The organism is Nanohaloarchaea archaeon SW_7_43_1, assembly GCA_003009795.1.
Lineage (GTDB): Archaea > Nanohalarchaeota > Nanosalinia > Nanosalinales > Nanosalinaceae > SW-4-43-9.
This window is the reverse complement of sequence record PXPE01000001.1, coordinates 618,306-633,971: the sequence shown is the minus strand read 5'-3', so window position 1 is coordinate 633,971 and position 15,666 is coordinate 618,306. Positions and strand designations below refer to the sequence as shown.

Sequence of the window (15,666 nt, the reverse complement as noted above, 5' to 3'; positions counted from 1 at the left end):
TAGCAGTTCCCATTAATATTTATGAGAAAGAAAACCGTTCTCCTCGCTGCAGCTCTACTCATGATAGCAACCGGTTCAGGTCACATTTTCACAGCGGATCAGCTAAATGAAAACAATACAGATCACCTGGTAGAGGAAGCCAATTACTTCGCGCAGAATGTCCCCGGATTCCTTGGATCTGTTGTAGGAGACCAGATCATCAATATCCGAGTTGAAGTAGAGAACGGAACTGAAGAAGTCGGTGTCATAATGGATGGAACAAACATTACTGAAATCCAGATGAAAAAATACAGCAACGCAACTCTAGAAGTCAACACGACGGAGAAACAGATTGCAAACATCACTGCATCAGAAGACCCTATCAAGTCACTGAACTCCAAGCTAAGGAGTGGAGAAATAGAGTACAGCACCACCGGCAAGGTCAACAAGATAAGAAAATTTGTCGCAGAACAAATTCTCAGCCTTTCAGCACTGGTTTAACTTTCACTCTCCATAACTCTGCATCCAATATTCCTATCCTCTAGCTCGTTCCGGAAAGCCTTCAGATCAACATCTATATCGGAGAAGAATGGTTCTCCATAATGATAAGGTACCACCAGCTCGGGCTTGATCCTTACAGCTGATTGAATTGCTTCATCAATGTCCATGGTAAACTCGCCTTCAACAGGCAGAAAAGCCACATCAACACGGTTCTCCAGTTCAAAGAACTTATCAATCAGACCGGTATCTCCAGCAGCAAAAAAACTGGAACCTCTCATCTCAAACCTGTAACCTAGGCCCTCCCCTTTCTGGTGGTGTTCATTGTACATAGGAACTGTCTCAAGGGTGATTCCAAATATATCAATTATTTCCCCTTCATCAACTGTTTCCACATCACTGCACTTGATTTCAGACGAATCAACTGAATGAGGTACTACAACACAGGTATCACCCGAACATACATCCTCTATCTTTCCAGGATCAAAATGACCGGAATCACCATGAGTTACAAGAACAAGATCAGCCTCAAAATCAGGTGAAACCCTGTCAAAAGGATCAACAGCGACTGTGAAACCTTCATCTACAACTCTCACTGATGCATGTCCATCCCAGTAAATCTCGAAATCATTGTATTCTATCAAATGTTACCCCCTCAAAAACCCCTGTAAACAGATTGAAAACCAGTTTTTAAACAGTTTTCTATCCCGATCCGAAAACCTGGGAATGATCGGGCAACTGTATTAAAAATATTAGCTCTTGAAACCTTGTTATAAGTAGGTTCTAGCGGAGCAAGCCAAGAAGCTCTTGCCGACCACTCAGCATAATCGGCAAGCAAATCGCTTCGCGGGGGTAGCCAAGTGGTCAAAGGCGCTGGCTTTAGGAGCCAGTCCTCTAGCGGTTCGCAGGTTCGAATCCTGTCCCCCGCAAGCCCTTAGTTCTACGGATCAGGCAACGCTCTAGATCTATGAGGGAAGCTGGAGTCTGAGCCTGGTACCGGACAAAATATTTCAGAAAAAACACCTATGCCTCGTTATTTCTAAGCTGCTTCAGAGTTCTGTTATTATGAGCTGGATGTATCCAGTAATCGTTGCCGTCTAATGGTTTATTTCTGTCCAAGATTTCTTTTGCCAGCCCTGTTGGAGAGTATTCCTTATTGTCTTTTCCCCATTCCAGATTGTCACTTCTACCAGTTTTCCCCGTAAATTCTGCTTTCCAGAAGCTATCTTCACGTTTATACTCTTTCTTGAAATCTTCAGGAACTTGCTCGGGATTGAAATAAAGAGTGTCGCCCTCTTCCAGGTATCCCTCTTCGGTGAGGACGGGTAATGCTCTTCCTCGGCGTTTACTGGCTTCCTGCTTCTCCTGTTTCTCACGGCGTTTAGCCATATATTCTTCGGTTTCGGGAACAGGGATTATCTGGCGGGAGTTGATTAGTATTCTTTCTTGGTGTTGGAATGCTTCGAGTTCTACGCAGGTGATGTCTACGCCGTATTCTTGTGTAAGCCAGAGGACGGGACTTGTTACTTCTTTTCCGAAGTTGCCTGCTACTAACATTATCCTTGGTTTATCGTTCAGAGAGAAGTCGATGAAGCCTTTGTCTGTCTTCCTTAGTTCCTTGTCAGAATCTTCAAGGAAACTGCTGAACATTTCTCCGACTTCTTCAGGTGTTATTTCTTTGTTTCTGCGTTCTTTCCAGAAGTCTCGGTATTCTTCTTGTATGTCTTCAGCTGTGAATGTCGCAATGTAAGATGCGTATTTTATCGCTTGAAGGTCTGTGGTCTTGTCAGCTTTGTCTCTTTTGAGTTCGATTACTACGAGATTTCCGTCTCTGTCGAGTGTCAAAACATCGAGTCTTTCGTTGATGTCTTCATAGTTCTGAAGTTCCGAGCCTATGACAAGTAGGTCCTCTCCGAGTATTTTTGGCTGCTCGATCACCCATTCCTCCAGATCCTGTCTCTCCAGTATATCAAGTTTTGCGAAGTCCTCTTTCTCTACTGCTTCAAGCTCTATGTTATCCTTGTCTATTGAAAACACTGTATATCACCAGGTCTTTTCCCTTAGCTTGTTTGAGTCCACGATTTCTATCCATTCATCTTCCTTCATATCTGTCACAGTTTCTTCAATGTCTGAAGAGTCTCTAATCTTTCTTGATTTCTCCTTTGGCTCAGATACATCGGATAGTGCTTCTTCTACTGCTTCAAGCAGATTGTTATCGAATTTCCCATCGAAGTACATCTCGTAAACCAGGAAGTCAATAACATTTTCAAGAATCGTTATCTCCTCTTCATTCTGCTCTCTCGACTCTTCTATCAGTTCAACGATGTCCTCGGTCAAAGTTTCAAGCTGTTCTGTGTGCCTTCCTGTGTTAATAGGCAACCCTTCGATATACTGTTTTCCGTAGGAGAATGAGTTGCCTTTGAACTGAGAGCTTGTTTTCTGAACTACCCATTCTAACAGTCTGGAATTAAGCAGAACCGCAATTAATTCTTGGCTGTATTCGTCCTTTACAGATACACCATATCCTCCTCCGTTACCGCCGCCTACGAACATAGAGTTCCCACGATAATCAATCGAAAATCTTGAGGAGTTAGCGAGGACAGGGGTCATCAGTTTTTTTTCATCGAACCTGATATGATTCTTCTGGTAAACATAACCATACCACTCATCTTCTCCTTCCATTCTTCCGCTTTCTCTGGCTTCAAGCTCATCCTTATATTCATTTAGGTACTGCCAGGCCAAAGGGTATTGCATCGAAAATTCTCCAGGGGTTATGAGTTCATCATCTTTTTCGCCATTCTGTTCTACTATGTTATAAGGGAACAGAACCACTTTTTCGTTTCTCTTATTAGTCCATTTTTTGAAGTCTCTACCCTTGAATATCGGGTTACATACTCCTTTTTCTATTTCAAATTCTTTCTCTGATGCCTTTGATTCACAGATAAGTGTATCCTCTTTCCTTTCTTTTACATCAAGAATGTAAACAGGGTCTCTACTGGTCTGTATACCGACAAATATCTTTTCAGTGACATCATCTAAGGTTTTGCTATCAGAAAGCTTTTCGAGCAGGTTACCTTCTTCTTTGGTAGCAAAAGCCCAAGAGTTTTCATCCAAAGTTGTATATTTCGACTCGTAGGATTTCATCTGTTCATTCTCAACATAAGTTCCAACCTTAGATAGTTTATCTCTTAGACCGTTTCCTATCTCGTTGATTTCTGCATAGTCTATAATTTCATTCTCCTTCTTATTGAGGAAAAGCAGTAGTGTGTAGGTATTTACACCTTTGAAGACTTGTTGGTCGGTGAAATCTACTAATTCTAATACTGACTGCTCTTCAACGAGCTTTGACCTAAGTTTTCCGCCATATCTTGTCTTCAGCCACTTGCTGGTCATAATAAATCCAAGTTTACCTGAGTTGTTCATCAGGTCTTGAGACCGTTCTACGAATGGTAGAGCTATGTCATAGTTGTAGTAGGGAGTCTCATATTCATCAAGCTCTCCAAGGAGTTCAACCAGTTTCTCTTGAGTTTGTTTTAGTTCTTGAATCCTGATGTACGGAGGATTTCCTACGATTACATCGAAGCCTCTTTCCTCTGGTTCTTTCGCTGGGTCAAATACCCTGGAGAACTCTGCACCCCAGTGAAAAACGTCAAGCTCTCGGATTTCGTCTTGGCTCAGGGCTACGCCGTCAGATTTAACCCAGGTGATGTAGTAGTCGTTGAGAAGGTCATTTATCCTGTCATCCAGCTTTTCAATCTCCTGTTTTACTTCGTCAGCCTCATCTCCTGTGATTTCTTCGTATCTTGTAGTCTTCTCGTTCTTCTGCTTGAATAGTTCTGGGATATTTTCATCCTCCCACTTCGCCAGATTGTTTTGTCCTGATAGTTCTCCTTCCTGTTTCATCTGTGTAATGTCTGCGAAGCCTGTCAGGCTGTTTCCTGAGACTATCTTGTAGTCGATGTTTGGAAGTGCTTCGAGATTGTTTCTGTCGAAGGAGTCTACAAGCCAGAGCCATAGTCGTAGTCGAGCGATTTCTGTAGCGTTGTGGTTGATGTCTACTCCGTAGATATTGTGGCGTAGAATAAGCTTCTTGAGCCAGGCATCGTTATCAGCTTCGGAGTCTCCGAGTTGTTCTCCGATTCTTTTGTGGATGTCCCAGAGAATGTTTGCCACTGCGAGCAGGAATGCTCCTGAACCACAGGCAGGGTCTACTACTCTAAAGTCTTCTACAAGTATTTTCTGTCGAATATCCCATAGACTCCTGCATTTTCTTATCATCTCGTCTACGGAGTCGTAGAGTTCTTCATCTTTGTAGCCCTTCTCCTCCTTCAATAAGTTGTTAGCCTTCTCTAATACTGTAGGATATACAGTTTCCTCCGCGATGTATTGAGTTACTGCTCTTGGTGTGTAGTATGCTCCTGTGCTTTTTCTCTCTGCATCTGTCATCGCCCGTTCAAAGATGTAGCCAAGAATTCTCGGGTCGATTGCTTCTTTTTCCTCCAGTGATTCTTCGTTTACAAATGCGAATCTGTCGAGGAACTCTACGAATCGGTGCAGGATGTCGTACTTTACCTGATAACCTACATTTCTTTCCTCTGCGTCATTTCGTTTGAACAGCGAGCCGTTAAGATATTGTATATCTTCAAAGTTCTCAGATATGTTTACTCGTTCTTCTTCAGGAGTATTCATTACTTGGAAGAATAGTTCCTTCATTTTCTGGTTGAGATTGCTTTCATCCAACTCTGCAAGCTCTGCGAGAACGTCATCTTGGATTATTCCTTTTGACTGTAGGAATTTGATAAAAATTAATCGGTTAGCTATCGTTTGGGCGATTTCTGGCTTGTCTTCATCTCTGGCTGAGTATATATTGTTGACGAAGGCGTCTTCTTCAGCTATGTGCTTGGTTTCATCGTTTCTGTCTTTGTATTTTCCGCCGTGCAGAAGTGCGTCGTACCAGTTGTAGAATTTGTCTGTTATTTCTTCCTGTTTTCTTTCTGATACTGGTTTTCTTTCTCCTTTTAGAAGTTCTTGTAGTCGGAAAATGTCTTTTTCGAGATTTAATTGATCAACTTCCTCGCCGTCTTTATTGATTATTATCCAGGTGAGTCCGTCTGTGGCGATTCCGAACTCGTAGCTTTGTTTTACTTCACTTAATTGGAAGACTTGTTTTATTTGTTCTACTGCTGCTCCTGACCTGTTGGATGTGAGATTAGAGTTTATTTTTTTGGCTTCGAGAAGGAATTGGTCGCCGTTTTCATTTTCTAATTCGTAGTCTACTGCTCTTTTCTTGTCTCCCCACTGAAACCTCTTTTCTCTTTTAGCTTCAAGGTTGAGAAGGTCAAATATAGGCAGGATAAGGTTATCTTCGGTGAATGCCTCAGGAAGGGTGTCAGACTTGATGTCTTCAGTGCTTATCTTCTTCCCTCGCTCTTTGACTTTGCTCTTCCCTTCGAGGTTTAGTTTTTCCAGTGTTTCTTCCTTTAGTTGTCCGACTTCTACAGATAGTTTTTGTTCCTCAGCCATATTTGATAACCGATCCTAAATTAACATTCTGACGGCACTTTTATGTCAGTTAGTTCCTATAATGTTAGTTAGATGATAAGATTCTATGACATTAATTGTTTCTGATGAAGAAGGTAATGAAATAGTAGGGCAAACAAATTATGAGGACGAGGCTGAAATGCAAGAATACATCGAAAACAATCCTGAAGCCATACCACTTTACCAGATAAATAACGAGCTTGAAATCTCGATAGCCGCCAGAGAATTTAGTGTAGAAACTGGTTTTCTTGACGCATTAGCATTCGACCAAAATGGAGGAGTCTATATACTCGAAACAAAACTTGACTCCAACACCACTAAGAGAGAAGTAATTGCTCAAGCATTTGACTACGGAGCAGCACTTTGGGAGAATCAACATCCTAACCAGTTCATCAACAACCTAGACGCAGCAATTAAAAACTATGACAGCTTCCAAGAATGGGCAGAATCCGAATTAGAACTCGAAGAAGATGAATACGAAGAGTTTAAAGAAAATGTATTCGAAAACCTGGAGGATGGAAACTTCTCCTATGCCATCGTTATGGATGAAATTAAAGAAAAACTAAAAACACGAATCAGATACCTTATGGCGAACAGTATGTTCGATCTCTACGGCGTAGAACTTGAATACTACCAACATGACGGAAACACCATAGTAGTGCCCAACCTTGTAGGAACAGAAGTAAAGAAAAACACACAGTCAACGAAGAAAAGCAGTGAGAGAAGATACCCTGACCGAGGCAGAGTATTTGACGAGATACAGAAAAAATTCGATGAACTGATAGAAGACGAAGCAGACTACACGAGAGGCAATCGATACAGACAAGTTCGTTTCTCCAATGTTCCAAACCACCATCACTTAGAGTGGTACTTCGGCACAGAAGACGGAGAAAAATATCTACAGATGAGGATGGACTTTGAGAAAAAGAACGATTCAGACCACAACGAAGAGCTACTGGAGTATTTTCAAGAGAACAGGTTCACAGAAATCAAGGAAAAACTGGATATAGATAGTATCTTTACCAAAGAAAGCGGAGTACACGCCAAATTCTACATCAAGAAAGATGCCACAATAGAGCAATTTAAGGAGAGCAATGAACTTCAAGAATGGGCAGCACAGAAAACAGCCGAACTATATAGACTTGTCAAAGACGACCTACAAGAAAAAGCAGAGTAGAGTGTCAAATATATGGCAGATTCTGGAAATCTGATAATAGACGATGCAAGAGTTCCAACCACTGACTGCCCGTCTAACAAACCTGGTCAATAGGGATAATGAGAGACAGGAAATAGCCCGGAAACTAGTAGCAGAAGAACACAATCTGGAAGCGGAAGACCGGGATATCGGGTCCTCTGCCTCATTTCTATTCCTCAATCACTTTTCCAAACTCGCCAAGCCCTATTTTTTGCTCGTCTAACCATTTTTTGACATCTTCTCTGTTGTATAATGTGACATTTGAGAACTCAGCTGCTTCTCTGGCGCTTTCCGTGAAGTTAGATGTTGTAATCACGGCTTCCTCGACCACATTAAAGTTTTGTTGATGGTTCTTAGAACCTGTATTTACCTGCTGAACCGCGCTATTGGTAGCTTTGTTTCCGGGCTTGTAGGCCTTAGCCTGAATTACTACTGTGCCTTCTTTTTTGTGCCAGATTATGTCCACGCCTTGGTCTCCTGATCCCTGTGTGACTTCGGTATCGCCCTCTACCTTTGATAGTATAAGAGCCAGTATTTTCTCAAACTGTAGACCGGTAAGGTTGTCAATATCATGTATATCTATGTAGCGAGCCGATCTTTCCTCTTTGGCCCCGATTTTCCTTAATGTATCTGCTCTGGTCTTTTCCTGAGCAAGAACTTTCCTAATCCTTTTTTTAGGAACATTATCTTCTAATTCATCTGATATTTCATCTTCTAATTCTGATAGTTGTTTACCTTCGTCTTCCCATTCAATGATTCTTCTAGCTAGTGAGGTCATCTTCTATGGTCCTCCTGTTAGTTTGTTCATCAGTCCAATTTTGCCTTTTCGTATTTTCTCTCCAGATTTTCGATTCAATACTATTATCTTTCCCCTTCTGAGCCGCTTAGGAACATATACTACACATAGTTTGCTGTTTAGGCCGACTTTGGCTTTGGAATGTTCGTCTAATACATTCCGGATCTCTTCACTCACATCTACGTTGTCTGATGGTTTGAAGTCCGTACATGCAGGGCAGCGATGGTTTTCCAGAGAAATTGTTTCGTATGGTATTTTACAGATTTCGCACGGTTGAATATGCTCTTCACATGTGAATCCTTCTTTCAGACCTGCTTTTTCTCTATGTTCTTCACATAGCTTTTCATTACAGACTATACAGTTCACTCCGTGATCTTTGCAGAATATTTTGTCCTCTGTACAGTCTTTACAAGAATAGGCGTGTTTCTGGCATATTGATTCTTCACACTCGTGGCAGTTTTCCCTGTGTTTGTCACAGAGTGCGTCACCGCAGTGGATACAGCTGTGTGATCTTCTAGAGGACATCGACATTCCACACTTCTCACAATCTTCTATGTGCTGGCTACAGTAGAGTTCCTCCGTTATTTCTCCTACCGTTAGGTGGTCATCGCATGTGAACTTGGTGCATTGATTACATTCTTCGCCGCAGAATAGACAGGCAGGGTTGGTATTGACAGAGCAATCTGCTCTGTGACTTTCGCACGCTACTTCACCGCAGTTGCTACATTCGGTTATGCAGTTTGGGCAGATGTCTTCTGAACAAATATGACAGCTTTTGAATGAAGATTTATGTTCTGAGCAGATGGTTTTTCCACAGTCCCTGCATTTTTTGGAGCAAGAATCACAAACTATGTCTTCGCATTCTGATATTAAGGGTATTGCACCATCCAAAATATCCTTTTCACATAAATCACAGTTTAGGCCGTGAAAAGAGTCTGTTGCTGGTATATAAGATACTTTTCTGTGTGTATCAAAATCTTGATCATTTATTACTAAGTTTAGCTTACCTGTCTCATAGGATATCTCTGTAAAGCCAAGTAAATCTATTTCAACATCGACAGAGTTTTTATCCACGACTTCATCTATTTTTACCTGCTCTTCCTTCCCTAGCTTTTCTTTCTTTTCTTTGACCTCCTCTTTGAGAGATTCAAGCTCTTCTTCGGCCTCTCTCCTATTCTTGGTATATTTCCGTTTTGTGCTATCTTTTCTTGCTCTCCTGTATTTTTCCTGCCATTTATTGATTTCCTCTTCTTTTTCTTTGACCTGTTTATCGAGTTCTTTCCGTCTCTGTTTGTACTTCTCAGATATTTCTCCCATTCTTTTCTCTGCCGATATTGAAGCCTCTTCTTGAGCTGCGATAACCGAAGGTCTTATTTTATCGATAATTCCGTCTTCGGCTTTTTCGTGAGCACTTCTTATTTTGTCTTTAGGAATATCTGGTTCTCTGTGTTCTTTCTTGGAGTTTGCCAGTTTTGGGAGGTGTGAAAGCAGTCTTTCTGATAGATGAGGGATGTGCTCACCTGTCTCCGGATCTATTGTCACAGTTTGCATCCTCTCCCTATGGAAGGATGCTTTAGTCTGGATATCGCCTTTAAAATGAAAGACTAAAGCCTTTTTCTCTGTTTCTGATTCAAATTCTCCTATAGACACGTTATAATTGACTTCAGGTAAATGTGATGCCTCTTCTAGTATTTCTGGTTTATGTAACTGTAAATCTCCCGACTCCAATTCAATATGATTGGATGTGAAACTTCCCTGTGTTATATCCAACATCTGTTGGAAGAACCTAGTTCCGGGAGCTGCTAGTGTTTGTTTACGTCCAAGTTCTTTATCGGCTGAACTAAATATCAAATTCATGCTTTCCTGATTAAATCGCTCTTGCAGTTCTTCACCAAGTTCAACTTTCCATTCTGATCTTGATTTCTTATTTATCTGCGAGGTAAAATCTCTTAGAAAGGACTCTGTAAATCTCTTTATATTAACCGTATTTAGAACGGAGAGGTCAGTCTCCTCACTCATCTTTATCGCCTCCAAACTCAAATCCTTCAAACACGTCTTTATTGAAGTCTTCAAGTTTTTCGACCGCTTCACTTTTATGTTGAAGCGAAACCGCCATCTCCTCAAAGTTATTTTCTAGTTCTCTCTCATCATCTGCATCAACAAGCCTTGTAAATACCTCATTCTTAAATTCTTTACCTGAACTCTCCATACCGGACAGAATCTCCTTAAGATCGCCTACAGATTGTTGGAATAGATTAATCTTGCTGTATAACTTGTTCAATACATGTTCTTCTATCGTTTCCTCAAGAGCTAAATTAAAGACATAAACCTCTCTATCCTGTCTTATCCTATCAACTCTACCTATTCTTTGTTCTACTTTCATAGGATTCCAAGGAAGATCGTAGTTAATCAGAACATTGCAGAATTGGATATTTCTACCTTCGCTGATAGCATCTGTAGTAACCAAAATACCTCCTTCTTCCTCAAACTCTTGGATTATCATATCCTTTTCTTTGCTGCTGTAGTCGCCATTGACTGTATGTACTGGGCTATCCATTTCCCGAACTACTTCTACAATCTCATTCTGCGTGTTTCTAAACTCTGTGAATACTATTGCACGGCCTTTTTCGATGTTTTCCTGTACATTTTCAAGCACTATCTTCAGATATTTCTGTTTAGTCGTTTCGTCCATACTGCTTGCTATTTTCTCAATCTCCAGAAGTTTCTTTCTCTCCGATTCATCTAATTCTTCGTCTTCCTTATCTAATCTTTTCTCTACAGTACCCAACAATGCTGATGGGCTGCTGACGACCTCTTTCTGAAGCGTTAGAAGTACCAAGTGCCGACCTCTTTTTGTGGAGTATGTCGATCTTACCAAACTGCTAACTTTTTCGTAAAGTTCTTTCTCTTTTTCAGAAGGCTTGAATGTTCTTGTGCTGATATCTCTATTTGTGAAGTCTATGTCTGTTTCAGCTCTTCTATTTCTGATCATTACTTTATTCAGTTGATTTCTGAACTGTTCGCCATTCTTTATGCTTCCGTCCTCAGTTATGTATTTGCTTTCAAACTCTTCGTAGCTTCCAAATACTCCTGGTCGGATTAAGTCAATGATATTGTAGAGATCAGTTATATCGTTTTGAAGAGGGGTTGCTGTTGCAAAGAAAGCATATTCATAATCTAATGCATCCAATAAATCATATCTGTCCGTATCATCGTTTCGTACGTAGTGAGCTTCATCCAGAATTACTGCATCCCATGTTCTGCTAAGTACCTCTTCCATGGCCATACCCGATTTCGCAGTATCAACACTAGCTACAATCTTATCATGATTTCTGAAGTTTTCAAATCCATCATCGTAGTTAGACACGAAGCCTAGTCCAAATTTTTCATTCAACTCTCTTCTCCATTGGTTAGCTAGCTGAGCAGGGGTTAGTACTAGAAATGAATCATGTGTGTTCCTGAAATCCATTTCTTTTAGGACCATCCCGATTTCAATAGTTTTCCCCAAACCTACCTCATCTGCAAATAGTGCTCCACCATTCATTCTGAAAAGGGCACTGTGGGCGGCATCTAACTGGTGATCAAGAAGTTTTACTCTATTTCGAATGTGTTCTACTGCTTTTAATTCCTGATGTGCATGTGCAACTGACATTCTAGCGCTTTCTATAGCCAGAAAATGCTTTTTTGGTCTGGCCTTAGATCGTTCCGTATTCAACTTCGAATTGATATCATAGTCAAAGTCGATAGGAGCATCTACTAGAAAATCCTCTGATTCTTCATCACTGGAGTTATTAGCTGTCTCTTGAGCTGGCACAGAGAAACTTTAATTAAAGAAATATCATAAAATTACTTGGTATTTTGCCTACTGGGCACTGTAGAAAATTCCTTTCTCTACTTCTTTCTCATCAAATATTTCATTTATACCTTTCTCATAGATCTTTAGCTGCTTCTGGTACTCTTCATTATTCACTTTTGTTAGATCTGTTTTCCAGTCGATTATCTCTACTTTATTATCTTTAATATGTAGAAGATCGATGACTCCGTGATAAACCACTTTCCTACCATCCTCTCCAACAGGAATCTTAATCGGGACCTCTGTCCGTAGCTCGCCATCAAGCGAATCGATGAATTCAATCACATTCTCGGTATCTTCTTTTATTTCTTCATCGGGTTCAACATCTTCTCCATTAGCATACTTCTCCGCAAACTCGTGTACCTTGGTACCAAACTCTGGTCCTCTGCCTCCAGTGGTTTCGTCTAGTTCCATTACTGCGTGTACTGAACGCTTAACCGAGGCTTTTTCCTCTAGTTCATCTACTTCCAGTTCTTTTCCTTTCCCACTTCGGAACTCCGTCTTTTCTAGTTCGGGAGTTAATTTCTTTGTTTCAAGGTTAAGGTGTTCGAAGAATGGGCTTTCGTTGTTGTTTTCTGCTGTAAAGAAGAGGTATTGTTCGGCTCTGGTCATCGCCACATACATGAGTCGGCGCTCCTCATCATAGTCTCCTGTAAGTACCTTTGAGACCAGGCTGGCTTTCCAGTTGTCGTAGAGATAACTTTTTTCCTCTGAGTAGATCTTCTTCTGTCGCAGTCCTACCGGATCTTCATAGATTATCCTTGAGCTGCTGCCTTGGTTAGATGGAAAATGTCTACGGTTTATATCTGAGATAAATACTATTGGGTATTCCAGGCCTTTGGCTGAGTGGATGGTCTGTACTGTTACTGCCTCCGGTTTGGAATCATCTACTTCGTAAGTTTCTCCTTCTTCGATGCATTCTTCTATGAACCTGATTAGATCTCCGAGGTTCTTGTAGCTGGAGTCAAGCGTGTCTTGAAGAACCTGTATGACTTTATTGGAGAATCCGTTTTCGATTCCGTATCTGGAGAATACTTTCCTTGATACAGATGAAACATCGTCCAGCTTATCCAGCTCCGATCTGAACTTCATCATTTCCTCCGGATACTCTTCTTTTTCGAGTATGTGTTCTGTTTCTGCCAATTTGTAGCCTGCTTCCTCGAGTATTACTGCCCAGCCTTTCTTGGATTCCCTGTAGTTGAGTACTCGTAGCCAGGCTAGAAGTATAATCGCTGGCTTTGTCTTGAAGAGTTCTACTCCTCCTTCATATGCAACAGGTATGCCGTATTCCTCGGCTTTTTCCTGTAGTTCGAGGCCAAAGTTCCGATTACGTGTAAGGATAGCGATATCATCGTATTCGGGCGGGCGATCTTCTTCCTCCAGACTGTAGTCAGGATTTCCAATTATCTCTTGGATCTTGTGCAGGATTACTTCTAGCTCGTTCTCTGACTTCAGCTTGGTTATCGAAGTATTGAATTCTTCTTTATTGGTTCCTAGAGAAACTATATCTTTTTCTTCTACTTCTTCACCGTCTTTTCCTGGCAGCGTTAGACTATCTTCGGAGAAGTCAAGTATTTCCTGTGTGGATCTGTAGTTCTTTTTCAGATCTATTCTTTCCACATCATCTACTGGGTAGTTTATCCGTTCCTGCTCCTGGTTGAGCTCCTTCTTATACTTCTGGAGCCGCTCTCTGAATTCTCGTATGTTGTCAACATTGGCGTATTGGAAGCTGTAGATGCTCTGTTTCCAGTCTCCTACTACTGCGATGTTGCCTTCTGAGAGAAGCATTGCGACCTTGAACTGGATCTCGTTGGTATCCTGGAACTCATCGATCATAGAATAGTTGAAGCTGAGCTCTTGCCTTAGCTCGTCGTCTTCACAGAGAAGAGCGTAGGCAAACACTAGGAGGAAGTTGAAGTTAAGGTAGTTCTGGGAGAGACAGTACTTCAGATACTCGAAGTAGATGTCATGTATGAAATGCTTCAGCTCTTCCCGGTTTTGCTGAAAAGCTTCTTCAGCGTACCCCGAGCCGATCTGCTTTGATTCCTTTACCTCGCTGTAGCCAGGTGCATCCTCTGGCAGACACTTGTCTCTGAAAATCCCTCCAGCTTTATTCAGGAAGTCTGACTGTGTAGGTCCTCTAGAACCTTCTCCTGGTTCATTCATTTCCTCGAAAACTTCTTGGAACTTATCAAAGTCTCCATCCAGATATTTTTCCGAATTACGATACCAGCCTTCTTCTGTAGGTACGATTCCTTTTGCTGCGAGAGATTTGATCAGGCTGAGAAGCTCTTCGTAGTCGTAGAGAACTCGATAAATTTTGTTGTACTGAGGATTTCTCTCTATGAAGCTGTTTATAAACTGTCGGAACTCCTGTTTTTCTAGAACCTCGTTTTCAAGTAATCTGGTTGAGCTAGTTACGTGGTCATCGATTCCCAGATATTTTGGTGCTTCAAATCCGTTCTCTATAATTATCTTCTTAGCCAAGCTATGAAAGGTGGATATCGGAGCTTCCCGCAGAGCTTTCATGTCGTAACTGCAGTGGTTGATAATCCTCTCCTTCATCTCATCGGCAGCGTTGTCGGTGAACGTCAGAAGCAGGATGTCCTCTGGTTCGACATCTTCCTGTTCTAATATGTGTGCATATCGTCGGGTGATTGTGAAGGTCTTGCCTGTTCCTGCTCCTGCATCGACCTTGTAGATACCGTCCATACTTTCAATCAGTTCCTGTTGCTCCTGGTTTGGTGAGAATTCTTCTGTCATTCCAGTTCCTTTCTGGTCTTCTTGAGAAGTCTTTCTGCCGATTTTATGGCTCTTTCAGCTTCTTTCTGTGAGACTGATTTGTTTCTGTATTGAATATCTGTCTTCTCATTTACTACCCATTTCTTTACAGAGTCAATATTGGATTTGAACGTCTCCGAGATTTCTCCCTGGTTATACAGTTTTTTCAGTTCTATAGAAGTCTTTGAATGGTCTTTCACTGTTTCTCCTGAACTTTCAAGCATTAGTGCGTCAACCGATTTGATCATTGCCATTATGCAGCTGACGATTACTGGGTTCCAGGTATCGTTTTCTAGTGCTTTTTCGTACTGTTTGTTTGCTGCTGTTATGTAGGATTCGGCTTCAGTAAGTGATTCTTCAATTCTTGACTTCAAGTTCCTCACCTTTCAGGATTATACCATCCTTTGCAACATTTTTCTCAAACCTTTCTGCTTTTCCCAGGTTTTCTCTGAATTCTTCAACTGTTTCAACTACCGGTACAAGCTCGTTTACGATCTCCAGTTTTCTTTCACTATGGTTCCTGGCCTTCGACTTGGTTGGTTCTACGTCTTCCTGGTCTTCTACTAAGATAAGTACATCGATATCAGAGTTTACATCGGCTGTTCCTCTGGCAACGCTTCCGAACAAAATTATTGATTTTATTTTTTCAGAGAACTCTTCTTTCATTAATTTTTCTGCGTATTTTTCTGCAGCTTCTTTTAAGGGCTGGTTCTCTGCCGTGAAAAGAGCTTTGATAACTTTATGGTATCTTGAGTCTTGGTTATATTGGATGAGGTATGTCCCTCCTTTTTTCTGAAAGCTGACTATGTCGAATCCTTCCAGTTCTCTGAGAAAGTTTTTAACGCTGTTGTAGGATCCTGTTACTTCTTCAACTATCTCGTTCACTGTATAGGTGTATCCGGGATTGTCCAGCAGCTCCTTCAATACTTCCTCCTTGTAGCTGGATGTCAGTACGTTCAGAAGTTTATCGGGTTCGGGAGATTTTTTTGTGTTCATATTAACTCAATGTTCTCAAATTTTTAT

11 protein-coding genes and 1 tRNA gene are annotated in these 15,666 nt (G+C 41.2%); 3 read left to right on the top strand and 9 right to left on the bottom strand.

What is annotated here, in order from left to right:
- Positions 1 to 21 precede the first annotated feature (21 nt).
- Positions 22 to 480, top strand: a complete 459-nt coding sequence (locus BRC29_03705) for a hypothetical protein (protein ID PSG99204.1) — start codon at positions 22 to 24, stop codon at positions 478 to 480.
- Here BRC29_03705 and BRC29_03700 read toward each other — a convergent pair.
- Positions 477 to 1,121, bottom strand: a complete 645-nt coding sequence (locus BRC29_03700) for a hypothetical protein (protein PSG99203.1) — start codon at positions 1,119 to 1,121, stop codon at positions 477 to 479. The two genes, BRC29_03705 and BRC29_03700, sit on opposite strands and share 4 nt — an antisense overlap.
- Positions 1,122 to 1,323: 202 nt before the next feature.
- On the opposite strand from BRC29_03700, the gene BRC29_03695 reads away from it, so the two are divergent.
- A tRNA-Leu gene (locus tag BRC29_03695) sits at positions 1,324 to 1,406 on the top strand.
- A 94-nt stretch (positions 1,407 to 1,500) separates the two neighbouring features.
- On the opposite strand, the gene BRC29_03690 is transcribed toward BRC29_03695, so the two are convergent.
- Both BRC29_03690 and BRC29_03685 read right to left on the bottom strand, forming a co-directional pair.
- Positions 1,501 to 2,514, bottom strand: a complete 1,014-nt coding sequence (locus BRC29_03690) for a DUF91 domain-containing protein (protein ID PSG99202.1) — start codon at positions 2,512 to 2,514, stop codon at positions 1,501 to 1,503.
- 6 nt (positions 2,515 to 2,520) lie between these two features.
- Positions 2,521 to 6,000, bottom strand: a complete 3,480-nt coding sequence (locus tag BRC29_03685; GenBank protein ID PSG99201.1) for a hypothetical protein — start codon at positions 5,998 to 6,000, stop codon at positions 2,521 to 2,523.
- An 85-nt stretch (positions 6,001 to 6,085) separates the two neighbouring features.
- Here BRC29_03685 and BRC29_03680 point away from each other — a divergent pair, with 85 nt between their 5' ends.
- Positions 6,086 to 7,195, top strand: coding sequence for a hypothetical protein (locus BRC29_03680; protein ID PSG99200.1), 1,110 nt, complete (start codon positions 6,086 to 6,088; stop codon positions 7,193 to 7,195).
- A 187-nt stretch (positions 7,196 to 7,382) separates the two neighbouring features.
- Here the strand turns inward: BRC29_03680 and BRC29_03675 are convergent, their stop codons facing one another.
- The 6 genes from BRC29_03675 to BRC29_03650 are packed head-to-tail and all read right to left on the bottom strand — an operon-like array spanning position 7,383 to position 15,639.
- Positions 7,383 to 7,991, bottom strand: a complete 609-nt coding sequence (locus BRC29_03675) for a hypothetical protein (protein PSG99199.1) — start codon at positions 7,989 to 7,991, stop codon at positions 7,383 to 7,385.
- Positions 7,992 to 7,994: 3 nt separating this feature from the next.
- Complete coding sequence (locus tag BRC29_03670; GenBank protein PSG99198.1) at positions 7,995 to 10,028, bottom strand: hypothetical protein; 2,034 nt, start codon at positions 10,026 to 10,028, stop codon at positions 7,995 to 7,997.
- Positions 10,021 to 11,823 carry an ATP-dependent helicase gene (locus BRC29_03665; protein ID PSG99197.1) on the bottom strand — a complete coding sequence of 601 codons (1,803 nt, stop codon included), beginning with the start codon at positions 11,821 to 11,823 and terminating at the stop codon, positions 10,021 to 10,023. Before BRC29_03665 ends, BRC29_03670 begins: the two co-directional genes overlap by 8 nt.
- Positions 11,824 to 11,871: 48 nt before the next feature.
- Positions 11,872 to 14,625, bottom strand: coding sequence for an ATP-dependent DNA helicase (locus tag BRC29_03660; protein PSG99196.1), 2,754 nt, complete (start codon positions 14,623 to 14,625; stop codon positions 11,872 to 11,874).
- Positions 14,622 to 15,026 carry a hypothetical protein gene (locus BRC29_03655; protein ID PSG99195.1) on the bottom strand — a complete coding sequence of 135 codons (405 nt, stop codon included), beginning with the start codon at positions 15,024 to 15,026 and terminating at the stop codon, positions 14,622 to 14,624. Before BRC29_03655 ends, BRC29_03660 begins: the two co-directional genes overlap by 4 nt.
- Entirely contained in the window at positions 15,001 to 15,639 is a 639-nt protein-coding gene (locus BRC29_03650) for a hypothetical protein (GenBank protein ID PSG99194.1), read from the bottom strand. Before BRC29_03650 ends, BRC29_03655 begins: the two co-directional genes overlap by 26 nt.
- Between the last annotated feature and the right edge of the window lie 27 nt (positions 15,640 to 15,666).